Annotated in this window: 21 protein-coding genes and 2 riboswitches; of the genes, 19 read left to right on the plus strand and 2 right to left on the minus strand. The window is 53.5% G+C overall.

What is annotated here, in order from left to right; genetic code table 11:
• Positions 1–100: 100 nt before the first annotated feature.
• From ABC395_RS05990 to ytvI, 6 genes are all read left to right on the plus strand, one after another.
• Positions 101–931, plus strand: coding sequence for an undecaprenyl-diphosphate phosphatase (locus tag ABC395_RS05990; RefSeq protein WP_413001488.1), 831 nt, complete (start codon positions 101–103; stop codon positions 929–931).
• Between the two features lie 190 nt (positions 932–1121).
• Positions 1122–2210 (plus strand): HD-GYP domain-containing protein, encoded by a 1089-nt coding sequence (locus ABC395_RS05995; protein WP_413001490.1) that lies wholly within the window; start codon positions 1122–1124, stop codon positions 2208–2210.
• A gap of 223 nt (positions 2211–2433) precedes the next feature.
• Positions 2434–4704, plus strand: a complete 2271-nt coding sequence (locus tag ABC395_RS06000) for an MMPL family transporter (protein ID WP_413001492.1) — start codon at positions 2434–2436, stop codon at positions 4702–4704.
• A gap of 123 nt (positions 4705–4827) precedes the next feature.
• A complete protein-coding gene (gene yfkAB, locus ABC395_RS06005) occupies positions 4828–5958 on the plus strand; it encodes a radical SAM/CxCxxxxC motif protein YfkAB (protein WP_413001494.1) in 1131 nt (376 codons plus the stop codon).
• A gap of 63 nt (positions 5959–6021) precedes the next feature.
• Positions 6022–7335: a hemolysin family protein gene (locus ABC395_RS06010; RefSeq protein WP_413006693.1), complete on the plus strand. Its 1314-nt coding sequence runs from the start codon at positions 6022–6024 to the stop codon at positions 7333–7335.
• Between the two features lie 17 nt (positions 7336–7352).
• Positions 7353–8399, plus strand: a complete 1047-nt coding sequence (gene ytvI, locus ABC395_RS06015) for a sporulation integral membrane protein YtvI (RefSeq protein ID WP_413001496.1) — start codon at positions 7353–7355, stop codon at positions 8397–8399.
• Between the two features lie 453 nt (positions 8400–8852).
• Here ytvI and ABC395_RS06020 read toward each other — a convergent pair whose 3' ends face one another.
• A complete protein-coding gene (locus tag ABC395_RS06020) occupies positions 8853–11438 on the minus strand; it encodes a glycoside hydrolase family 84 protein (RefSeq protein WP_413001497.1) in 2586 nt (861 codons plus the stop codon).
• 229 nt (positions 11439–11667) lie between these two features.
• Here ABC395_RS06020 and ABC395_RS06025 point away from each other — a divergent pair, with 229 nt between their 5' ends.
• The 5 genes from ABC395_RS06025 (at position 11668) to ABC395_RS06045 (ending at position 14821) form a co-directional block, all read left to right on the plus strand.
• Positions 11668–11853 carry a spore coat associated protein CotJA gene (locus tag ABC395_RS06025; protein WP_181024524.1) on the plus strand — a complete coding sequence of 62 codons (186 nt, stop codon included), beginning with the start codon at positions 11668–11670 and terminating at the stop codon, positions 11851–11853.
• Positions 11854–11889: 36 nt separating this feature from the next.
• Entirely contained in the window at positions 11890–12156 is a 267-nt protein-coding gene (locus ABC395_RS06030) for a spore coat protein CotJB (RefSeq protein WP_413001499.1), read from the plus strand.
• Positions 12157–12233: 77 nt separating this feature from the next.
• A complete protein-coding gene (locus tag ABC395_RS06035; RefSeq protein WP_413001501.1) occupies positions 12234–12803 on the plus strand; it encodes a manganese catalase family protein in 570 nt (189 codons plus the stop codon).
• Positions 12804–13180: 377 nt separating this feature from the next.
• Positions 13181–13402, plus strand: coding sequence for a hypothetical protein (locus tag ABC395_RS06040; protein ID WP_103997767.1), 222 nt, complete (start codon positions 13181–13183; stop codon positions 13400–13402).
• A 263-nt stretch (positions 13403–13665) separates the two neighbouring features.
• Positions 13666–13856: riboswitch (cyclic di-AMP (ydaO/yuaA leader) on the plus strand.
• Positions 13857–13867: 11 nt separating this feature from the next.
• Positions 13868–14821 (plus strand): 3D domain-containing protein, encoded by a 954-nt coding sequence (locus ABC395_RS06045; RefSeq protein ID WP_413001502.1) that lies wholly within the window; start codon positions 13868–13870, stop codon positions 14819–14821.
• A gap of 47 nt (positions 14822–14868) precedes the next feature.
• Here the strand turns inward: ABC395_RS06045 and ABC395_RS06050 are convergent, their stop codons facing one another.
• A complete protein-coding gene (locus ABC395_RS06050; protein ID WP_413001504.1) occupies positions 14869–15909 on the minus strand; it encodes a polysaccharide deacetylase family protein in 1041 nt (346 codons plus the stop codon).
• A 146-nt stretch (positions 15910–16055) separates the two neighbouring features.
• Positions 16056–16196: riboswitch (cyclic di-AMP (ydaO/yuaA leader) on the plus strand.
• Positions 16197–16198: 2 nt separating this feature from the next.
• On the opposite strand from ABC395_RS06050, the gene ABC395_RS06055 reads away from it, so the two are divergent.
• The 8 genes from ABC395_RS06055 to ABC395_RS06090 all read left to right on the plus strand — a co-directional run bounded on the left by ABC395_RS06055 (position 16199) and on the right by ABC395_RS06090 (position 24229).
• Positions 16199–17053 (plus strand): C40 family peptidase, encoded by an 855-nt coding sequence (locus tag ABC395_RS06055; protein WP_413001505.1) that lies wholly within the window; start codon positions 16199–16201, stop codon positions 17051–17053.
• Between the two features lie 128 nt (positions 17054–17181).
• Entirely contained in the window at positions 17182–17583 is a 402-nt protein-coding gene (locus ABC395_RS06060) for a phage holin family protein (RefSeq protein WP_413001507.1), read from the plus strand.
• Positions 17584–17996: 413 nt separating this feature from the next.
• Positions 17997–18698: a pirin family protein gene (locus tag ABC395_RS06065; protein ID WP_413001509.1), complete on the plus strand. Its 702-nt coding sequence runs from the start codon at positions 17997–17999 to the stop codon at positions 18696–18698.
• Between the two features lie 25 nt (positions 18699–18723).
• Complete coding sequence (locus tag ABC395_RS06070; RefSeq protein ID WP_413001511.1) at positions 18724–19053, plus strand: hypothetical protein; 330 nt, start codon at positions 18724–18726, stop codon at positions 19051–19053.
• A gap of 522 nt (positions 19054–19575) precedes the next feature.
• Complete coding sequence (locus ABC395_RS06075) at positions 19576–20394, plus strand: sugar phosphate isomerase/epimerase family protein (RefSeq protein ID WP_413001513.1); 819 nt, start codon at positions 19576–19578, stop codon at positions 20392–20394.
• Position 20395: 1 nt separating this feature from the next.
• Positions 20396–21502 (plus strand): Gfo/Idh/MocA family protein, encoded by a 1107-nt coding sequence (locus tag ABC395_RS06080; protein WP_413001515.1) that lies wholly within the window; start codon positions 20396–20398, stop codon positions 21500–21502.
• Positions 21503–21743: 241 nt separating this feature from the next.
• On the plus strand, positions 21744–22952 hold the full coding sequence (locus ABC395_RS06085; protein ID WP_413001517.1) for an MFS transporter: 1209 nt from the start codon (positions 21744–21746) through the stop codon (positions 22950–22952).
• 140 nt (positions 22953–23092) lie between these two features.
• Positions 23093–24229, plus strand: a complete 1137-nt coding sequence (locus ABC395_RS06090; RefSeq protein ID WP_413001519.1) for an ROK family transcriptional regulator — start codon at positions 23093–23095, stop codon at positions 24227–24229.
• Positions 24230–24270: the final 41 nt, after the last annotated feature.

The following is a 24270-nucleotide window of genomic DNA, read 5'->3' on the forward strand; positions in this document are numbered from 1 at the left end:
GTAACTTGTCTTGACCCTATGATCCGGGTAAAATGTATAGTTGCGGGGATCTGTCCATGCCCGGCACAGGTCCCCAGCTGTTATTATTAGGAGAGAGACCATGTACAGTTTGTGGATTGCCGTGATTATCGGGATTGTCGAAGGATTGACCGAGTTTCTGCCGGTTTCTTCAACCGGACACATGATTCTGACGCAGTCTCTGCTGGGAATCAGCGACGAAGAACCGCTCATGAAGACGTTCACGATCGTGATCCAGCTCGGCGCCATTCTTGCCGTCGTGATCGTGTATTGGAAACGAATCCTGCGTATTCTCGGAATCAACCGGGAGCCGGTAGCGGTTAAAGCGGGAGCATCCCGGTTAAATGTCCTTCACATTCTGCTGGGGATCGTCCCGGCGATGGGAATCGCTTTTCTGTTCGACGATTTGATCGAAACGTATCTGTTTTCCCCAAAAACCGTTGTCGTGTCCCTGATCCTGGGCGGTATTCTGATGATCGTCGCCGAGAAGAAAATGGACCGGACAAGAGGACCGGTCGTAGAAGACATGGACGGTATTTCGTACCGTCAGGCTTTTATCATCGGCCTTTACCAGTGCTTGTCCGTTCTGATCCCGGGATTCTCACGCTCCGGTGCGACGATGGCCGGCGGCATGCTGCACGGTGTGACCCGCAAAGCGGGTGCCGATTTTACGTTCATTATGGCGGTTCCGATCATGTTTGCCGCCAGCGGATATTCCCTGCTCAAGAGCTACAAGAACTTCACGTCGGACGACATCCTGTTTTTCGCAGTCGGCTTTATCGTTTCCTTTGTCGTCGCCCTGCTTGCGATTGTGACTTTTATCCGTTTCGTACAGCGCATGAAACTGACTTATTTCTCTTATTACCGCTTTATACTGGCCGCTATTTTTATCGTTTATCTGTGGGCCGTTTAAGTTTTTCCGGGTTTTAGCGCGTCCCTATGGACAACAGGAGAGATAGTTTTTACAAAAATGGATGGAACATGAAAAAGAACCTTCGAGAACCGCGTCGAAAAAACGCGGTTTTTGTATTGCTCTTTCCAAAAATATCTTATACAGTAAGGGTATAAAGAGAGGAATATACAGATCGCGGGGTTTGGAGAATATGCGGCTTTTACCCATCAGCCAATGCCAACCGGGCATGAGACTGGGCAGACATATTTACAATGAGCAGGGAGCGGTACTGCTTGCGGAAAATGTCGAATTAACACAATCGCTGCTGGGGCGGTTGGAAAAATACGGAATAGACTATTTATATATCCAGGATGCGCTGACGGATGATATCGTTCCGGACGATCTGGTCTCGGAGGAGACCAAGCGCAGGCTGTTCACGGAAATCCGCACCACCTTCCGCAAGCTGATGAACGAACCGGGACGGAGAACACTGGCTAATTACCAGCATTTCGGCAAGTCGTTCAGACAGCAGATGGACCACGTGATCGATGATTTATCCCGTCATAAAGACGCCATGATTATGCTGGGCGATATTCAGATTAAAGACCACTACTTATATCAGCACTCGCTTAACGTCTGTCTGTATACCACCATGCTCGGTCTGAGCCATGGATACGAAAGGGATGAGTTGATGACGCTGGGCCTCGGGGCTCTACTTCACGATATCGGCAAAACGCAAATCTCGGAAGAAATTCTCTCGAAGCCCTCCAAGCTGTCCGAACCGGAATGGTCCGAAATGGAGAGACATACGGTATACGGCTATCAAATGCTCAAGAACGAAGCGAACATCCCTCTACTTTCCGCCCACTGCGCGTTTCAGCATCATGAACGGATCAACGGCAGCGGGTATCCCAGAGGAATCAAAGACGAAGAGATTCATCCTTACGCCAAATGGATCGCGATGGTCGATTCCTATGACGCGATGACGACTCAAAGAGTTTACCGCAAGGCGATGCTTCCCCACGAGGCGCTGGAAGTCATTATGGGCGGAGCCGGGACCCTCTACGATACGGAGATGCTGAATCTGTTCCGGGATAAGGTGGCCATATATCCCCTCGGCGTCACCGTTGCGCTCAATACCGGCGAAATCGCCGTAGTGGTCGATCTCAACGCTTCGGCTCCCCAACGGCCCGTAGTCCGTGTGGTCAAGAACGAAGCGCGTGAATTGATATCCGCCCCCTATGAGATCGATTTATCCAAAAAACTGACGATCATGATCACGGAAGTTCATCCCCTGTAAGCCGTGGCGTCAAGTGAGTACGGTATAGGGCACGATTGTTTCTGAAATAACCCGTAATAAGCCGAAAGCCGACGGAGGGTCCCGTTTGGCTTTTTTTGCATTTCTTCCGACACGGCACATATAAAATGGAAATCCCCGAACCATACTAAAGGAAGCGATTACGGAAATCCCGCTTAGACGGGAGGATTCAGGTGAGGTGCAAGAGGGGCCGGGAGGAATTGGGATGAGCGGAATGAACGATAGGAACGAAAATGGATTGAAGCCTGGCGAAAAGACGGGATTTTTCATAAAGTGGGGCTGCGCCATGTACCGGTACCGCAAACGGGTGTTGACGATATGGGTCGTTTTGTTTGCGGGAGCCGCGATTTTGGCGGGGCAAGTGCCGGCGCTTTTGAAGGACGACGGATTTACGCCGAAAGGCAGTGAATCCGATACCGGGTTTCACCTGATGCGGGAGAAGCTGGGGGTTCCGCCTTCGTCCCTGCAGCTCGTGTATGACGGTGACGGCAAAGATTTGACGACGGACAAAGCGAAAGCGTCTATTGCCGAATCGCTGGAGCCTTTAAAGTCTCTGCCCTATGTGGATTCATGGGCGTTTGTCGAAAGCCCTAGAAAAGAATCGGCCCGGTCGGCCGAGATCCAGGCGGTGAACGTAGCGCTTAAGCTTGAAGTGGAGAAGGTGCTGGAAAAATACGGCGAAATTCAGGCTCGTTTGATTCCGCCTGCGGGGACGAAAGTGTATATGGGCGGGGCGCCGGCGCTGCTTGCCGATATGCAGAAAGCAAGCAAGAACGATATCGCCAAAGCGGAGATGATCGGGCTGCCGATCGCGCTGATTGTGCTCCTGATCATTTTCGGCACGCTGCCCGCGGCTTTACTGCCGCTGATCGTCGGACTAGCCAGCCTGACCGCGACGCTTGGGATCACGTACTTTATCGCCCGCCATGCCGCCTTGTCCAATTTTCTGCCGAACATGGTAACCATGCTCGGGTTAGCGGTCGGAATTGACTATGCCTTGTTCATGGTCAGCCGGTTCCGGGAAGAGCTGAAGGCCGGCAGGGAGGTTCCGGATGCCGTTGCGGTGACCTGCGGGATGGCGGGGCGGAGCATCTTCTTCTCCGGAATCGCCGTACTCATCGGGCTGTGCGGCATGCTGTTCGTGGATCTGTCTTTCTTCCGCTCGCTCTGTCTCGGAGGGATGCTCGTCGTAACGATCTCCGTTCTGGCCGCCAACACTCTTCTGCCGGCGCTGCTGGGAATGCTGGGCGGACACGTGAATTCCTTACGCGTCCTGCCGAAAGCCTGGCCGGAGCGAGGAACGACACGGCGCTTCTGGGAGAGGACGGCTTACTTCGTCATGCGCCACCCGGTCGTTCTGGCCCTCGTGCTGACGGGAGCGCTGGCGGCCATGATGCTGCCCATACGCGGCATACAGCTCAGCACGCCGAGCGGAGATGTCCTGCCGCCGCAGTACGGCGCACGGCAAGCCGGCGACCTGGCCGCCCTCGCTTTCGACCCGCGGGAGCTAAGCCCGCTGCAGGTCCTGGTCACGGCTCCCGGGGGCAAGTGGGATGCGGCCGCCGCCTGCCGCCTGCGGGAATACACCGCCTCGCTGAAGGCGGCTCCCGGAGTCAGGGCCGTGCGCAGCGTGCTGGACGGCTTCCCGGGCCTCAGCGACGGGCAGGCGGCCGCGCTGCTGAGCGAGCCTTCCCTTTCTTCTCCGGGTACGGGGAAGAAAGGGGACGCACGCGACAGCACGCTGATCCGCGTCGTCCCGGAAAGCGATCCCGACGACCGGGCGACCGACGCTCTGGTGCGGAGTCTCCGCGGGCTCGACCGGCGGCAGCTGGACGTCCATATGACGGGCGGTCCGGCGTACCGTCTGGATATGCTGGACCGGATTCAAGACAAGCTGCCGGTGGTAATTATGTTTGTCTTGGGAGTGACGTTTATCGTCCTGCTGCTGGCGTTCCGCTCGCTGCTTCTCCCGCTTAAAGCGGTCCTGATGAACGTATTAAGCTTGGGGGCGAGTATCGGTGCGGTCGTGCTTGTTTTCCAGCACGGTTTTCTGGCCGATCTGATGAGGGTGACCTCGACCGGTTATGTGAGCGCCACGGTGCCGATCGTTATTTTCTGCGTCGTCTTCGGCATTTCGATGGACTATGAGGTGTTTCTCATTTCGCGGATAGCGGAAGAATACGACCGCACGGGGGACAACGAGCGCAGTACGGCCGAGGGGCTGATGAAAACCGGCTCGCTCATCACGAGCGCGGCTTTTATCCTTATCGTCGTGGTCGGCACGTTTATTTTTACCGATATCGAGATAATGAAGGCGCTGGGCCTCGGCCTTGCGCTTGCCGTCCTCATCGATGCGACCGTCGTCCGCGTACTGCTCGTACCGGCCTTGATGAAGCTGTTCGGCAGGCTGAACTGGTGGGCGCCGGACTGGCTGCGTCCCCACGGGCCGAGGAAGGAAGACGGCCCTGTACTGTAACGGAGTTTATTTCATTTTTCACCGGCATCGGGTACAATAGAGGGCATACGTTTGCGTAAAGCGGCGTATATTCCAGGGGGATTCGGAAATCACCCCAATTTTGGTACCGGATGTGAAGAAGAAATGAATGAACGAACAGCTGTCCAGGCTTTAACGAAACTTTCGCCCTCCTACGACCCGTGGGATCCGATACGTTCGCTCCAGCAGTATGGCCGTCACACGTTAACCAGTGTGGAATTCACGCTCTCGAATCTGTGCAACATGCGCTGCGAGCATTGTGCGGTGGGCGATACGCTTGTCATGAAAGAAGGGCCGAAGCTTGCCCTGAATCATGCGCTCCGCAGGCTGGAAGAAACCCGGCACCTGGAAACGATCAGCATTACGGGCGGAGAGCCCATGTTCTCCGAGAAAACCGTAAAGGAATATATTGTCCCTCTGCTGCGATACGCACGCGAGAGAGGAGTCCGCTCGCAGATCAACTCCAATCTCACGATGGAGCTGGAAAGGTATGAGTGGATCGCTCCTTATTTGGATGTGATGCACATTTCATTTAATTACACGTGCGCGGAAGATTTTCACGAGGTAGGTTTTGTCCGTTCGGGACGGCCTGTCGGAATGAAAGCCGCTTCCAAAATGTACGACCGCATGTTGGATAATTCCGTAGCACTCAGCAAGGGCGGGATGTTTATTTCGGCGGAATCCATGCTAAACACCCGTACAAGCGAAAAAATTGTTCCTATACATAAAATCATTGAAGAAATCGGATGCCAAAGGCATGAGGTTCATCCCATGTATCCGAGTTCTTTTGCATCCAATCTGCCGATTCTCACCCTTGATCAGCTGAGAGACACGATTCACCGCCTGCTGGACGGGCGCAATCCGGAGATGTGGATGCTGCTCGGAACGCTTCCTTTCTACGCCTGCAACGGCGCGGAGGAAGACCGGAAACTGCTGAGCAGGCTGCGCGGCGAACCGAATCTGACGGTCCGCAACGATCCCGACGGGCGCAACCGTCTCAACGTCAACATGTTTACGGGCGACGTTTACGTAACCGATTTTGCCGACGTCCCGGCTTTGGGCAATCTGCGCGAGGATAAGCTGGAGACCGTATTCGAGCGGTGGCTGAACCATCCGCTGAGCCGCACGGTCGATTGCCATTGTCCGGCCGTTTCCTGCTGCGGTCCCAACCTGCTGGTGGCGAATTCTTATTACTCCGGCGAGGATTTCACACGGCGTCAGGCCATTCTGACGTAATTTAGCAGCAAAGGAGACTGAGAACCATTGGGGAGTTTTGAATGGGATAAAATTTTTCTGAACATGGCACTGGTCTTATTACTGGTACTGCTCAACGGGTTCTTCGTCGCCGCCGAGTTCGCGCTCGTGAAAGTGCGTCAATCGAAACTTCAGCAGCTCGTGAATGAAGGGAACAAGAAAGCGAAATTCGCTTTTACCGTCACCAAGAAACTGGACGCTTACTTGTCCGCTACCCAGCTCGGGATTACGCTTGCGTCCCTCGGACTCGGCTGGGTCGGGGAGAGCGCGATCGCGGAACTCATTATCGAACCGCTTTTCCATGCGCTTAACTGGCATTCGACGTTCCTTTCCGGAACGATCTCGCTGGTCTTGTCCTTCTCCATTGTGACGTTTCTTCACATCGTGCTGGGGGAACTTGCGCCCAAATCACTGGCGATCCAGAAACCCGATGCGGTTTCTTTGTGGACTTCGGCCCCGCTGATGTATTTCTATAAAATTTTTCTTCCCGCAATCTGGGTTCTCAACGGAGCGGCACGCCTGCTTCTTAAAATGTTCGGCGTTCAGCCGGCCAATGAGCACGATGCCGCGCATACGGAGGAAGAAATCCGCATATTGATGAATCAGAGCGCCAGAAGCGGACACATCGACCGCGACGAAATGCTCCTGTTCGATAATATTTTCGAATTCTCCGACCGTATTGCCCGCGAGGTGATGCTGCCCCGCACGGACATGGACTGCTTGTTTATCGACCAGCCTTACGACGAAATTTTGCAGCACATTTACGAGACGAAGCATACGCGCTACCCTGTGGCTCTGGGGGACAAGGACCAGATTATCGGCTTTGTCCACATTACCGATCTGCTGACGGCGGACGCCACGGCGGGGGTCGAGCTGCAGCAGTTCGTGCGGCCGATTCTCAGCGTGCCGGAATCCATGGAGATCAGCCAGGTGCTTAAGCTTATGCAAAAGAAGCATTCCCAGCTTGCCATCGTCGTGGACGAGTATGGCGGTACGGCGGGGATGCTGGCGCTCGAAGACATCATGGAAGAAATCGTCGGCGAGCTTCATGACGAATTCGACGAGGATGAGAGACCGAGCATCGAAGTCAAAGGCAACATGACGTCCGTCGAAGGACGTACCCTGATCGAAGATTTGAACGTGCTGCTTCATCTCGAAATCGAGGATGAGGAAGTCGATACGATCGGCGGCTGGGTGTTCAAGACGCTTGAAGGGTCCCCGATCAAGGGAAGGAAAGTCGTCTTCGGCGGACATACGTTTGAAGTCGCGGAGGTGGACCGGCTTCGGATCACCCGCGTCAACATCACGAAGAACGAAAGCGAAACGCCTAAAGATCCTGCAGCCGGACTGGAGGAATAAAGGGGGAATTCTTTCACGTGTCGTGGAAAACCCTGCTTATACTGGCTTTCGGGCTTCTGCTGCTGTACGGTTTGTTCACAGTGGGAATGCCGTTTCTGCTGGCGATCGTGACCGCGATGCTGCTGGAGCCTGTGGTGACTATGGGAATGCGGCTGCTTAAACTGCGCAGGTTGGCGGCCGTTTCTCTTGTCAGCACGCTGTTTACGCTGCTTACCCTGGGACTATTCTCCATGATCGGCGTCAAAGTCGTGACGGAATTCATGAACTTTTGGGGCAAAATCCCCGTTTATCTGGAGGAAACCGGCATTTATGTGGAGGATGCGGCGGCAAGGGCGAGATTCATGTATGAATCCCTTTTCCCCGGCGATAACTCTCAAATGCAAGTCTGGCTGCAAAACGGACTGGCTTCCGCCGCCCAGGCGTTGGAGCGTTTTATCCTGCTTTTGTCCGATTCGTTTCTGGGAGCGGCCGCGGCTATCCCAAACCTTCTTATTTTGTTCATCGTCTACTTATTCTCCCTCTATTTATTCTCCTACTCGCTGCCCGCATTGAAGCAATCCTTCCTGAATATGTTCGATGACCGTTCCCGTGAAAAAGTCGAAAGCTTGATCCTGTCCCTTCGTCAGGCGTTATTCGGATTTATGTACGCCCAAGTTATGATGTCGATGCTTACCTATGTGCTGACCCTGATCGGCCTTTTGTTTATCCGCACCGACTATCCGCTTGCGATTGCCCTGCTCGTCATGTTTATGGAATTCGTGCCGGTAATCGGAACGGGACTTGTTTTTCTTCCGTGGGCGGTTTACAGGATGCTGCTGGGCGACCCGGGCATGGCTATGCAGATCATGCTGTTGTTTATCGTAATTACGCTGGCCCGCCGGGTTATCGAACCGAAAATTTTAAGCAATTCAGTCGGAATCAGCGCGCTTGCGGCCATGATTTCCTTATACATCGGATTCGAGCTGATGGGCGTGGCCGGCATGTTTTTGGGGCCGCTGCTTGTCATTCTTTTTCAAACAATGCGGCAGGTCGGACTTCTGCAGTTCAAGATTAACCTGGATTAGAAGGTTTGTTCCATGTAAAAAGAGCCTGTCGCCCGGAGAGCTTATGTTCCGGGATGACAGGCTTTTTATAAGATGCGGGACCGCTTTGAAATCAAGCAGCCGCCAAATAATCCGCACAACGAACCGTCTAACTTGTCTAAGGTATTTTTGGTGAAGCTTTGATGAAAGGACGGAGGAGCCACGGATCAAACACGAATCGACCGCATACGGATCGTGAATCCGCCAGAATGCGCCGTCAACGACAAATCGATCCAAACAAACCACGAATCGATCCCCACAAACTACGAATCAAACACAAACCACGAACAAACACAAACCACGAATCAAACCCCCACAAACCACGAATCAAACCCCCACAAACCACGACAGGACAAGACAGAACACAAACTCCCCTTAAAACTACTGAGTCTCGTTAAACCTGCAAGGGAGTCCACGCCCGCATTTCGCCCTTGATCAGTTCGCCGCCTGGTCACGGTCCGCCGTGACCGAGAACTCGCGGACCATGACCCACTCGGTCTGTGGCGCCCTGCTTTTCAGCCGGATAAAGTGAGCGCGTAAGGGGGCTGCGGGAATGTATTCAATCTCCCGCTGCTCAGAGAACTCCGCCAGTTTCGTCCAGCTGAGGCCATTCAGCGAAGCTTCCAGAGAAGCGCTGCGGATGAGGTCGCCTGCCTGCGGAGCGGCGGGGTCCGGGTGGCCCAGACTGATGCGGATCTGTCGTACCTCCGCCGTCTGCCCCAGATTCACGCCCACGTAATCTCCGGATTGCGGAGCTCTGCCGCTCCAGAAATACGTGTCCGCTCTGCCGTCGGTCATGTTCGCGGGCACGTTGCCCTCCCAGGCGGGAAGTGTGCTGATCGGATCGGTGAACCCGCGGTTCTCACGCCACCGGACATACATCTCGTAGGCCGCCGAGACCCGCTGCAGGAACGGCTCCATGACTCCGTCGGCCGAAACTTTTTTGTTGGGGACCGGGTAGATTCCCTTGTCGACCGAGATGGTTACGCTCCCGTCTCGGATGTCCGCTTTCGCGCCTACTATCGTCATGTTTTTCAGCCATTCTCTGTCTTGGCCCGAGTGAAGGCTGAGTACATAGCCGTCGGCGGGGATGACCGAGTTGTTGCCGCCTTCCCGGACGATGCGTCCGTTCACGACCGTCACCTCGTAACCCCACTCGTTCGTCCCGGTTGTTGCCCCAAATTCCGCTGTATACCGGATAAGCTCGGATTCACCCCGCTCGCGATTCTCGCCGTCGATACGGCGCGAGCCTGTTCTCGGCTCCGCGACCTCGATGTCGACGGTATCCTGCGTGAGGACGGCGGCGTAGGCGGAGTACCGGGCGTCGGCTTCTTCATCGCTGCCCCGCATCATCGCCAGCAGCAGGGAGACGGCGGATTCTCCGGCTTTTCCGTAAAAGCCGGTCTTTTTCAGCCAGTCCGACGTTTCCCTTACGAAATCGGGATTGGGCAATTGACTCAAACGTACCGCTGCCCTGCGCATAGAGCCGAAATATGCGGCCAAACGTGCGGCGGCTTTCTCCGGTACGCCTTTCTCGAAATTTTCCCAGAAATCCGCAAGAAGAGCTGTGAGCTTCGGAGATTCGCCGGTATGAACGGCGGAGGACAGATGATTTTCCGCAAAAATCCGCAGTTCCTTATAAAGAGGTCCTCCGAATTCCTTAAGCGATCTTTCCCAGGATTCCCAGGGCTGATAAGCTTCGGGCTTCCAGGCATATTCGGCTGAAGTAAACAAAGCAAGCAAAGAGGCCTGCAGATGCTCCATCGGATTGGATAAATAACCGAACTGGCCGTGCTTGTGCAAATCGGCGGCCCGGCCCTCCAGAGGTCCGAGAAAAAGCTTTTCACGGACATAATCCGTCACCGGATAGTTATCCCACAAGAGCATGTCATGGTTGAACACCGCGCGGATCCGTTCGGATTCTTCGGAAGTGACAACGGCCGGAGCGATCCCGATTCCCGTCCAGCAGACGAGTATGCCGGGGTCTACCAATTCGGCGAAGCGTTTCCGGTAAGGGCTGCTGCCGTCCTGGTAATATTCCGTCGGCGCGGTAATGAGCCTCGAAGCTCCGGGATGCGCCCCCACGAACTCGCGGTTGAAGCGGTTCAGCAGATAAGCCTGCGCAGCGGCAGCGGGGCTTTCGTCCCCGCCGAACTTCCGCACATCGTCCGCACAGTTGGGATTCTGGAAAATATCGTCCATCAGCAGAGAAAAATGGCGGACTCCGAGCGTCCACATCTGGCTGGCTTTGGCAGTCAGCTTTTGAAATTCCTCGTTCGATGAGAAACAGATGTCGAGCCCGGGCGAGAGCGCGTAAACGAAGCGGACGCCGGCTTTTTCGGCAGCGTCCACATACCTGCGGATATGGCGCAGCTCTTCTTCGGGGTACGGCTCCCGCCAGCGGTCGCGAAGGTACGGATCATCTTTCGGAGCGTACAGGTACGTGTTCATTTTATGATCGCCAAGGAAGGCGATAAGATTTACCCGGTCGTCGGGGGACCACGGGCCGCCGTAGAAGCCTTCCACAACGCCCCTGACGGGGTACGCGGGGAAGTCCCGGATCGTGACGGCCGGCACCGCGGCCATCATCGGGCCTTTACGGATGAGCTGCTTGAGCGTACGGACGGCATAAAGCGTGCCCGTATGATCCGCGCCCGCCAGCACGATCATGCTGCCGCCGCGTTTGCCGCGGCGTGCCGCAAGGGTGTAGCCCTCCTCGGGAATTCCGAGTGGATCGCCGCTGCGACGGCTGCGGAATTCCCGTTGCACGGCGGGATCGGCCGGCAGCTTGCCGATATAGACGGCCAAAGGCATTTTGGCGGCGGAATGCCAGTCTTTGCAGGGAACGACGCGCTTGACGCCGGAGCGGGTAAGAAGACTCCGCAGTTCCAGCAGAGCTTCGGGGGACGTATCCGCGCCCGCCAGGATTCCGGCGGCGGAATACAACGGAACCGTATACCCGCTGTATTCCATCTGCTGAGGGGGCGGGGACGGAAGGGGAGTTTTCGGATGATGTGTCATGCCATCTCACTCCTTTTTTGAAAGGGAAAAAGCTTTCCCCGGATCGTCTCTCTTTCTATCATAAGATATTCATAGAGACGGTAGAGATGACAACCTTGCGGATTATTCCGCTTTTATTTCATGAATCTGGGCGCCCGCCCATACCCCGACTGGGCGAATGCCATATGGTATTGCAGAGCGACACCATTACCGGTTACAAGGAGGAAGCGCATTGTATCCTGAAGTCCGCATGTACCACCCCTTCGTGGGGCCGTTTGATCCCTGTCCGCCGAAACTTGTCAAAACGTACGTAACACCGCCGAACCTGTTTATCCAGTTCCAGCCTATGTGCCTGCCGCAGTTCAGTCCTTATGAAGCTTTGAAGCTCGGTACCCTTTGGCCGGAGCTTTACAGCAACTACGAACCCAAGTGCTAAGCCGGCCGGAAAGCGAAAAAGAGGGGAGCGAACACTATGCAAAAACAGCTGGATGACAATTATTACCGGCTTCTGCACGATCTGCAAGCGGCCGATTTCGTACTGGTCGAACTGACCTTGTACTTGGATACCCATCCCGAAGATAGGAACGCTTTGCAGCAGTTCAATGAATTTTCCCAAAAACGGAAACAAATCGCGCTGGAATACGAGCGTCTGTATGGACCGCTTCTTCAGTACGGGCAAAATGCCCTGCCGCAGCAAACCTGGGAATGGGCCGAAGCTCCCTGGCCGTGGCAGGTGTAACGTGTGCGGAGGGAACTGCAGGTATGGCCTGGCCGGAAGATTTAGCACGGATGTGCTCAAGGAGATGAGGGATTCCAATGTGGATTTACGAGAAAAAACTGCAGTATCCGGTTCGTGTAAGCAAATGCGATCCGCACATGGCCAAACTTCTGATGGAGCAGTACGGGGGTGCGGACGGGGAGCTGTCTGCCGCGCTGCGCTACTTGAACCAGCGTTACACCATTCCGGGCAAAGTGATCGGGGTACTGAATGATATCGGGACCGAAGAATTCGCTCACCTTGAAATGATTGCCACGATGATCTACAAGCTGACGAAAGATGCGACTCCCGAACAGCTTAAAGCGGCGGGATTGGGCGAGTATTACGTCAATCACGATTCCGCTTTGTATTACCAAAACGCGTCGGGTGTGCCGTGGACGGCGTCTTACATTCAAGCGAAGGGCGATCCGATCGCCGACCTGTATGAAGATATCGCGGCGGAAGAAAAGGCCCGCGCCACCTATCAGTGGCTCATTGATCTGACGGATGACGTCGATCTTCAGGATGGCCTGAAATTTCTGCGCGAACGGGAAGTCGTCCACTCGATGCGATTCCGCGAAGCGGTGGAAATACTTAAAGACGAAAGGGCCGCCCAGAAAATTTTCTAGCGGACCGGGCAAAAAGACGGGGAAACCCGTCTTTTTTCAGGAATTTTACGGGAGTTTGGTACGCGGATTTTCGAGTGATATGGAAAAATTGAATAAGATTACTAAATTTACCGGAACATTTCCCCTGCTGAAGGTGTCTTACTTATATATAAGTGACATATAAACCGATCTTTTTAAACGATGATACTGTCTCAGAGCCGGTTATTAGAAGAAGAAAATAGGCAAGAATTATGTCGCACCTACGAAAAATCGTAAAAAATTCGTCTGTTTTCCGGAATAAAATACCACATTTTACCTATAAGTATGATAAACTGGAATAAGTTATTTAGTAATTAGGAATCAAACCTAGATTTTGGAAGTATGAGGAGGCTGCTATTATGGGGATCACTTTAAGTCTGCTGATCGGCATGCTAGTTCTATTAGCGGCATCATTAGGACTGCGAAAACCGAAAGAATTCGACCGGTCCGATAACGTGCCGTTTCGTCCTTTCGATGATATTTACGAAGGGAAAAGGAGTCCGACTGTGGAATCGGCACAAAGCAAAGCAGTCATAAAAATAGAAGAAAAACCGAGAGAGAACAAACGAATCGCCAAATAAATTTCCTCTGGTGGGATGAATTACCTGCCGGAAAGGTGAATAAACGGCGTCTTTTCTGAGAAACTGATGAGAATTACATAAGGGTATGATGAGTAAGGCGTTAATTTTGCGCTCTGCGTTATTGCAAGTGTTAAAGGCAAGAAAGGTATCGATAGGCTTGTTGGAACAGCTTATTGCTCCGGATTAATCGGCGGATTAAAAAAATGAAAAATGTGTTTTTTGCCAATTTGTGTGTGTTTGTTTCTAAAGATGTATGTGATAGCTTGTGTAGAGAGCCGAAACTTCTTCCTTTTCCCGGATTTTCCAGGAGGGGGATGAGGTGCGGGGGATGATTCATTTCGGAACCGTACTTGTATGACGCGGCGTCCGATAGGGGTGAATCGCTGGCAGCAGCGTGGGCGACTTCTCAGTCCGAACCCGACAACTAACCTCGTAGGCAATACCGAGAAGGAGCGTACATCAACTATGGCTTTAAAGCATCATTGGAAAAAAACTTGCGCTACTCTGCTGCTGGGTGCAGTGGTGGCGGTCTCTTCCGCATTCCAGTCCCAGGCGGCTGAAACGGAAGCGGCTAAAAACGACGGCCTGTTGTATTGGAAACTGGCCAAATCTTATCAGGAACTTGCAGTCGGTCTTACCGATACCGGCGGACAAGCAGCCGATTCGGAACTTCCCCAACCCTTCCTGACACCGGAAAATCAAATTCTAGTATTATCCGAACCGAATTCCATGTGGAATTTCGCTTCCCAAATGAGTATGGACGTTCTTGATCTTTTATCGTTGAATCCTGAGGCGGATCCGCTGAATCTGCCGGCAGGAAGCGAGCTCAAAATTGCGGGTGAAGCCGCCCCCGAACAGCTAAAAGCTTTAAATGCGACGGTAAAAAAACCGCCGCAAGCTCAGCTTGCATCAGCCGTGCCAAGCCGGACGGACGCCATAAAACCTTCGGAGGCACTCCAAAAGAACGGCAAGCCGCAGGCTTCCGAGCCAAAGAAATCTACAGAGAAGAAAGCCGTTAAGAAGCCGGCCGCCAAAGCCGCATCGGCTGCCGCAAAATCAGGCCAGACGCTGACAACGGCTGCGGGCAAGCAGGTACAATACAAAAAAGTGCTGAACATCAAGGCATCCGCTTATTCCGCGGACCCGAGCGAGAACGGCGGATATGCCGGAATCGATTACTACGGCAACAAACTGACCGTCGGTACGATCGCGGTTGATCCGAAAGTGATTCCTCTGGGCTCCACCGTCTATGTGACGGGTTACGCTTTCCCGGGTCTTCCGGCCAAGGGGATGATCGCCAAAGCGACGGATATCGGCGGCGCGATCAAAGGCAGCCGGATCGATATTTTTGTTCCGGGTTCCAAAGAGAAAGTAAATAACTTTGGCTACCAAAGTGTGAAAGTATACATTCTTAAATAACAGAGCCGAAAAGAAGGCGGGAGCGGATGCTCCCGTCTTTTTGCGCGTTAAAGATCTTTCGATATTCCCATCAGATCCGGAACCGTGACCAGTTTATAGCCGCTCGATTTCAAGGAACGGATCAGATCGGGGAGGGCCGAAACCGTACCGCTGAGATCGTGCTTGTCGTTTCCTCCCGCGCTGTGCTGCAGAATGATCGAACCGGCCCGGGCATTATCCACGATGTTATGATACACCTGCTTGCCCGACAATCCCTTCCAGTCCAGGGAATCCACGTCCCAGTTTATTACCAGCAGGCGGTGGTCAGACATCCAGCGAACCTGCTCTTCATTGATGGCTCCGTAAGGAGGCCGCACCAGCCGCGGCGTATAGCCGGCCAACTGTTTGATAATGTCTTGGGTGCGCATAATTTGCGAAGAAAACTCCGAGGCGGTCAGTTTGGGCATAAAAGGATGACTGTACGAGTGGTTTCCCACAACATGTCCTTCCCGTACCATCCGGCCGATCATCTCGGGGTGTGCCCGAGCACGGCTCCCGATTACAAAGAAAGTAGCTTTTACTTGATTCTTTTTCAAAATATCCAGCACTTGCGGCGTGTATTTGAGATCGGGCCCGTCATCGAACGTGAGCGCGATTTTTTTTCCTTGGGAAGTTCCTCTCATCCGGAAAACCGTCGGGTATTTATGATGAATCTCGGCTAAACTCAGCTTGCGCTGCTCCGATTTCCGGAGAGTACCCGTCTGATGATGTTTTTGGACGGGGACGTCTTTCTTTTTCGGCTCCGGTGTGGGAGCGGCTGTTTTTTTAACTTTTTTAGCCGGTAAAGAAGGTAAAAGGAGCGGCACCGCAGGTAATGCCTGTGGAGCGGCAGATTTTTTTTCCTTTATCGCCGGAGTTTTAACGGACGGTTTTTTAGCAGGCGCGGGTACAGATGACGCCGCCGGTTCTTCGCTTAGAGAGTGCGGGATAAAACGGTTCTCGTCCAGCCGTGAAGAGACGGAGCCCTCGCCCGGCACCTTTGCCGGAGAGCATGCGGAGACGAAGGCCAGCAAAATGGCGGCTGAGGCAGCCAAGGCTGCACGTTTCATGGGGAACCCCTCCTCTAATGGCGTTTTGAATAGTTTTGTTTAGAGGGAGGAATTTTATCCGGGATTTGTTACAAAATAGACACAACAAAAAGGGTTGTCCGATTATGTAAATTATGTTAACCTTTCTAGGAGTGTCTTTGACACAATTTATACAAAAGCCGAATCCGGTGAATCAAAGCACCTGTACGGGGGACTTATTTCTGGGGTGAATGCCTGTCATTTTGCAAGCTAGGGAACCTCTTTCCCGAACCCGTCAACTAACCTCGGAGGCCCAAGGAGGAAAATCGTTTTGAAGATTTGGGTACAAAGCGTTGTCGTTTCATGCGCCGTACTGACGGCCGGTTTATTCGCGGCTTCTGATGCTCATGCCAATGCCGCTCGTTCCGCTAAAGTGCAGGTCAACGATCAACTGGTGAATACCGAAGGTACCGCACCTTTTATCGATTCCAGCAATAACCTGATGATTCCGCTACGTCCAGTTGCAGAGAAATTGGGAACAGAAATCGGATGGGAACGTGCCGGGGCTCAAATGAGTATCTCGGTGACCGGGAACGGCCACAAGATTACGTTTACTACGGGGGAGAATCAGGCTCTCGTGGACGGCAAGAAGATCGACTTGCCAAGCAAAGCACAGTTTTTGAACAATACGGTCTATGTTCCGATGAGATTTCTGGCAGATTCACTGGCTATCCGCGTACAATGGGATAATGTGAATACGATTGCAATTTTCGATGCCGACGGACAGTATCATTCCCCGGCTTGGTATGCAACCGTGCCTCAGAAATCACAGAAGGAAAATACGATTGTAGCCACGGCCAACAAATATAAAGGCGTTCGTTACGTGTATGGCGGTACTACGCCATCTGGATTTGACTGCTCCGGATTTGTGCAATATGTGTACGATAAGAACGGGGTAGACCTGCCTAGATCTTCTGCAAGTATGTATGCCAGCGCAGGGGTTAAAGTAGCTAACCCGCAGCCGGGCGATCTTGTATTCTTCGCAAGCAATTCCAAAATGCAGCATGTGGGTATTTACGTAGGGGCTGACAAATTCATTTCCGCGACAGATGATGGAGTGAAAGTGGACAGCTTGGGCAGTGCTTACTGGGGCTCTCGTTATGTTGGAGCCAAACGCGTCATGTAATCATACAAATGTAAATTTTATGCCGTCCGGGTGCCACCGGGCGGTTTTTATTTTTTCGTAAGCACTAGCCAAGTGTCGTTCCTTTCTACTGCCGGTTTCATAGAATGGTAGAGAAAGGAGGGATTAAGATGAACCAAACGATTCTAGGCAGCTTGGCGGCTTTCGGCGCCTCATTCCTTACCTATGCGTTTGGAGGGTGGTCTGAATTGCTGGGTTTCTTCCTCGTGGCTGTAGCAATCGATTATGTAACCGGCGTTGCGGCCTCTTTGAAAGAAAAGTCCGGGTTGAACAGCAATATCGGCTTCTGGGGCCTCGCCAAGAAAGGGCTTATGCTGCTCATCATTTTGTTGGGTCACCGGATGGACATGCTCATTGGCGGCAGCGTAGTGATGAACGCCGCTATTTATTTCTATCTAGTCAATGAGTTAATTTCCATTACGGAAAATTATGGCCGGCTCGGTCTTCCCCTTCCCGATAAAATCAAGGAAGTTATCGCCCAACTGAAAAATTCGAAGCAAGATAAGAATTAATACCCGCTCTACGGAGCTGTGAAACTCTTCCATTAGAAAAAGTTTCCGTTTATTTTATACCATTTAATCGGACAAGGCTCTCGCTCAGGCGGGAGTTTTTTTATGACTTGGTCCTAATTCCCATTGTATGCGTTCGTGAAGAAAGAAGGGTAACAAATTGATGACAAAATGAAACATTTGTAATTTTTACGAAATGTATAGTAACTTGAACTTAGTAAGTTATTCGTATATGATACATATAGAGCAGAAGATAGGATACAAGATTGAATATAAAAGTGCATGCAAGAATAAGATCAGGGTTTTGCAATCGGGCGAAATAGGAATTTCCGAACCGGAATCCCAAAAGAAATATTCCGAAGGCTCGGAAATCTTGAAGCCGGGTTCAGCTGCCATTTTGAAAGGTTGTGTTGATCATGATAAAAGTTTATCCCGCATCATCCCGTTATTCCACGGATCACGGCTGGCTGGTCAGCCACTTCAGCTTTTCGTTCGCGGATTATTATGATCCGGACAATACCCGTTTCGGTCCCATGAGAGTGCTTAATGACGACACGGTGCAGGGCGGACGGGGATTCGGGGCGCATCCTCACCGTGAGATGGAAATTGTGACTATCGTTCTGGAAGGGCGGCTTCAGCATGAAGACAGCTCCGGCCACCGGGCCGTCACGACCTACGGAGGCGTTCAGCGGATGACCGCGGGTACCGGCATTATTCATTCGGAAATGAATCCGGGACAAGACGATGTGACGCTTTTGCAGATGTGGTTCGATCCTGAAGAGCGGGGTCTGGAACCCTCCTATGAAACGACCGAGTTCCGGGTGGAAGCGCTGAGAAATAACCTGCTGCCGGTGGTTTCCAAATCGAAGGCGGGTCCCGGTGTCGCCGGCATTCATCAAGATATGAGTATCTACTTATCCGAATTGGACGAAGGGAAAACGGTCACGTTCGAACAACCGGAGGGCAGACGGATTTTCATTATGGTCCTGGACGGTGAGGCTGCGCTTAACAGCGGGACGATTTTGGGTAAAAGAGATTCGGCACGGATTACGGAAACTCCGTCGCTCACGATCAGCAGCGCGGCAGGCGCGCGCTTTATGCTGATTGATCTGTCTTGATACGCGGCAAAGAGGGGGAATACCGATGAGTGAAGCTCACCGTTTATACGTGAAACACGCAGTTGGCAGCAGGATGCTGCTGGATACGAAGGAACTTGACGGATTTCTGCATCTGTCCGAAGTACCGGGAGGCTGGCGTTTTGAGATTAGCGGAGTCGGTCTGGACGCGGCACGTGAAATCGCGGATTTCCGGGAGGAGCTTAACCTCTTTTACCTGGAGGAAGGCGAAGGGGAAGAGCGCCAAAAGTGGTGGTATTACGGGCAAACAACTCCGGAGATCGAATACGAGGCCAACGGCAGGGTTCTTCATATTACCGTGGATACGCGAAAGTCTTACAGCAACCGGCACGTCTGAGGACGTCCGGTTTTTTGCTGTAAATTTTTCGGGATTGGCAAAAGAAGGGTGATTGCAATTTAGCTTTGCGGGAATTATAATAAGAACAAACGTTCTTATTTCTGTTCGGAAATGTACGATTACTCAGAAGGAGGCTGGCCGTTAATGTCCACGTTGGAGCGATACCTGGGAAGGAAAATAGAAATTATTTATATGGACCGGAAGGGAGCGATCAGCCAACGCGACATTCGGCCGCTAGCCATATCCGGCGATAAGGTCAAAGCTTATTGTTACTCGCAGCAGGCTCTCCGTTTTTTTCGAAGCGCCCATATTCTGGCTTGGGTTCCGCAGCCCGAGGAAGAAGCTTTAAACAGACCTGAGTTTTATCCCCGCAGAAAAAAAACGCCGGGCAATCCTTTACTTTATGGTTGACATCGTAAAAGAGACGGTTTAACATTTAAATCAAAGTGAATACAAATTCACTTTTTTGTTTGTTTAATTAGTTTTTCCGCTGGAATAATTAATACTCAGGAGGACTTACTCATGAAAGTATCAGTAGGCGGATTTTCTTTCAATCAGGCTTTTCTGAACGGAACGATGGATGTATTCGGCTATCTGGAAACGGTACGGTACCGTTACGGGCTTGCCACAGTCGACTTATGGAACGGACAATTTGCGGACCGCTCGCATCCGCTGCTTAAGCTGCCGGAACGGGACTATTTAAAGAAAATCCGCCAGGCGATGGATGAGAAAGAAATGACGCTCGTGAATATTGCCATTGACGGAGCTCATTTGTGGGACCCCGATGCCGATAAAAGGGAAGCGCTTCACAAAAATGCGCTGGAATATCTGGACGCCTCCATCCTGCTGGGCGCGAAAACTGTCCGGATCGATACGGGCGGCCGGGGTCAATCGGTTTTCTCCGAGGAGGAGCTGGATTATGTGGCGGGACGCTACCGCGAATATTGTCAAATCGCGCAGGAAAACGGATTCACGATAGGTCCCGAGAACCATATGGGTCCGTCTCTCGTGCCGGGTGAAATGAAACGCCTAGCAGAAGCCGTCAATCACCCTTCCTACGGGTTTCTGCTTCATATGCACCGCTGGGATCAAGACCGGGAGCAGGGGGACGCTATTGTGGCCCCGTGGACCGTACACACCCATTTCGACCCTAAGACGGCCGAGGCGGACGATGCGGTTGAAACTATCCGCATGCTCAAAAAGAGCGGTTACGACGGCTACTGGGGCGTTGAACATCACGCTCACAAACAGCCTTATCTGGAAGTCGAATGGCTTCTGACCACGGTCAAGCACCTGCTGCTTATGAGCGAAGACGACAACAACGGGGAGGAACAGGCTTAACATGAACCCAATTCGGATCGGCATTATCGGAGTCGGACAAATCGGCAAAATTCATCTCGATCAATATAAATTAATTTCCGACGCGGAAATCGTCGCCGTCTGTGACGTGAACGAGGCGGAAGCGCGCCGTGTGGCGGAGATCTATGGTATTCCCGACGTATACACGGACTACAACGAACTGCTGAAGCGTGATGACTTGGATGCGGTGGATGTCTGCCTGCATAACAACTTCCATGCCCCAATTTCGATCGCCGCGATGAAGGCGGGCAAGCACGTGTACTGTGAGAAACCGATCGCGGGCACTTACGCGGACGGCAAAGCGATGGTAGACGCTTCCCGCGAGTTCGGAAAACTGCTGCACATCCAGCTTGGTACTTTGTACCGCAAGGAAACCAAAGCGGCGAAAGCGCTGATCGAAGGCGGCGAGCTGGGCCGTGTGTTCCACGCGCGCTCCACCGGCTACCGCAGACGGAACCGCCCCTTCGTGGACGGCTACGGCACTCCGGCTTTCACGCGTAAAGAGACCGCTGCGGGCGGCGCGCTTTTCGATATGGGCGTGTATCACATCTCGCAGATGCTGTACCTGCTGGATTTGCCTAAAGTCGAGCGGATTTCCGGGAAGCTTTACCAGGAGACAGACATGGACCCGGGCCGCCGAGAATCCAGCGGTTTCGACGTGGAAGAGCTGGCGATCGGGCTGGTGCGTTTCGAGAAAGGCATCACGATGGATATCATCGAATCCTGGGCCGTGCATATGAATCCGTTCGAAGGAAGCTCCGTTCTGGGGTCCAAAGGAGGGTTGCGTCTGCCGGTTGGCGGGCCGGACGGCAATAAGCTGACCCATTACTCGACAAGATGCGACATGGATATGGACACGACAATCGACCTGGATGCGGCGGATTTGCGCTGGCGCCGCCTGCGCGCCGACGAAGAAGCCTACGACTCTTCCCAGCATCACTGGATCGCCGCTCTTCAGGGCAGAGTCAACCTGCTTCCGACGGCGGAAATCGCTTTGCAGACCATGCTGATCAGCGAAGGCATGTATCTCTCCGACGCCCTGGGCCGCGAAGTTTCCGCAGAGGAAGTGGAGAAAGGGCTGAAAGCTTAAGCGAAGCGGGAAGCATACTTTCCGGCCGGGTACATAACGGCCCGGCCGGTCGCAATAGAACGGCGCCGGCGGAAAACCGGCGGACGCCGCTTCCGCGCACGGAAAGCCGATACTGGCGGGGGAGGGGATACGGCGGTAGCGATAGGAAAGCAGCCGAGCTTCCTGCGTATCGCCGTTATCTGCCGCCCGGCGGAGGCCAGCCTGCTCGCCTTGAGCCGAATCGCAAAGGAGTTAGCCCATCATGACAACCGGAGCCGCCGAACGGCGCTCATTTACGATGTTTAAGCTGTATATTCTTTTTTTGTACGGCGCTTTTTCGCTGTTGTTCACCTATGTGCCGCTCCTGTTTCTGGAACACGGCTTAACCCGTTTTCAGATCGGCATGCTCATGGCCGGAGGACCTTTCGTCTCCATTCTGGCCAACCCGTTCTGGGGCTATTGGAGCGACCGGATGCAGAATGTGCGGCGTACCTTGATTATTTTGGTCATTTGCAACCTTATCGTGGTTCAGCCTGTTTTTCATCTGCATTCGTTCACCTGGCTTTACCTCGTTCTGCTGCTTTACTTTTTCTTTCAAAGTCCTACCTTTTCCCAGAGCAACAGCCTCATTCTCAGCACAATTGAAAATACTCCTTACAAGTTCGGCACGTTCCGTCTTTGGGGTTCGCTCGGCTGGGCTATAGCCGCCGTTGCGGCGGGACCCGTACTGACTGCGGTTGGCATAGAACAGCTTTGGTGGCTGTACAGCGGTATTCTGATGATCTCGCTTTTGTTCGTGTTCAGTATTCCCCAGCCCAAACCCGCTGCGGCGGCCGATGCGCTGCCGGGAGGGGGATTCAAGCAGCTTCTGGGCAGCCGCCCGTTTGTGATGCTGCTATTGCTGGGTGTCCTGATTTCGGTCCCGAATTCCATTAACTCGACCTTCGTGTCCATTTACCTCACGGATATGGGGGGATCCGCGACGTGGATCGGCTGGGCCGCTTTTCTTTCTTCCGTGTTCGAAGCGCCCGTGTTTCTTCTGCTGGACCGCTATCTGAAGCGGGACTCCAGAACGATGTTTGTTTGTCTGGCTCTCGTCAGCCTGCTGTTCAGCATCCGCTGGCTGCTTATGATGCTGGTGGACAGCCCCATGCAGCTGATCTTTATTCAGCTTCTGCACTGCATCACGTATGGAGGTTACTATTACATCGGAACAAATCTGACGGGTCATTTGATTCCGGCCCGGATGCGGGCGTCCGGCCAAGCGGCATTCGCTCTTACGTGGGGCGGGGTATCCGGTATTTTCGCGGGATTCGCGGGAGGCTGGATGTACGATACGCTCGGAGCCGCCAAAATGTACGGCATCGGAGCAGGGGTTTCCTTGGTCGGAATGGTGGGATTTCTGCTGATCTGGCGCGGAATGCGGCAAACGGCGGCTGAGCGTGGAAAAGATTCGGCTGCAGGCGTTTGACAGATCCGGAAGCATTTTGACATGAGCGAGCCTGACCGGCATTCTTGAAGAGGAACGGCAAGGCTCCGGCATTGCGGGAAATCTGATGCCCGTGGCACAATGATAGTGGATGAAATAAGGCTTGCAGGGAGTAGAGGAATATGAATCAGATTGGAAATCAACAAATGCTGCGGGAGATTAACAAATCTCTGCTGCTGAACAATATTTACGAGCAGGGTCCGATTTCGAGAGTGGATTTGGCCCGGAAAACAAGACTAAGCCCCACGACGGTTTCCGTTCTGATGGAAGAAGCGATCCGGGAAGGGCTGGTGCGCGAAACGGGCACGGCCGGCTCGGGTGTCGGCAGGCGCATGACGCTTCTGGACATCAACGCGGCCGGCGGCTGCGTGCTTGGCGTAGACCTGTCCAACGCCCCGGCCCGCTGCGTTCTGCTCGACCTGCGGGGCAATTTGCTAGCTTCGCAGCCTCTGCAGCCCGCACAGCCCCTCTTCGGGCCGATAGCGATGCGCAGCGAGCTTCCCCAGCTCATCCGGGCCTTCCTGGAGGAGCAGGAGACGCCGCTTTCCACCATCCGGTGGATGGGCGTATCGATTCCGGGACGGATTGACGAGAAGCGCGAGAACGTCGTCAATTCGACCGTGCTGGGCCTGGAAAACTTTCCGCTGAGAACGCAGCTTTACGAGGAGTTCAACATCCCGATGCATCTGGTGAACGATCTGGATGCCGCGGGCTTCGCGGAGCGTTTTAACGGAACGGCCAAAGGACTCCAGACGATCGTCTACATTCTCATCGATTACGGAATCGGAGCGGGCCTTGTGCTGAACAACCAGATCTACCGCGGCCGCCATGACCGTGCGGGACGTATCCGCGAATTCAGCCGGTTCAGCACGGCGAATCTGTCGAAGCGTCTGCTGGAGACGTATCCAGACACTTTCGGCGATGTGAAAGAAGAAGAACCGCTCGTCGTCCGCCGTTTCGTGGACCTGGGCATGCAGGGAGCGGAGCCCTTCGCGGGAGAGCTGGAGGAGATCATCGAGACGATTGCCTCTTACTGCGGGCATGTCCTGCAGCTGCTCAGTCCCGAGCAGCTTATTCTGGGCGGCTGGATAGGCGAGAGCGAGCCGTTCTTCGCGCGGCTTGCGGAGCGCATCCAAAGCCGCGAACAGGCGATCGTGCCGACGCCGGTCCATTCGCCCCGGTGGAAGGAGTACGGCGCCTCGATCGGCGCCGCTACGATCGGCCTCCACCGGATGTTCAAATCGCGGACCATGAGCTGACCGCGACGGGCATAAAAAAACCTCGTGCAGAACGGAAACGT

The organism is Paenibacillus canaveralius, assembly GCF_047238265.1.
GTDB lineage: Bacteria > Bacillota > Bacilli > Paenibacillales > NBRC-103111 > Paenibacillus_F.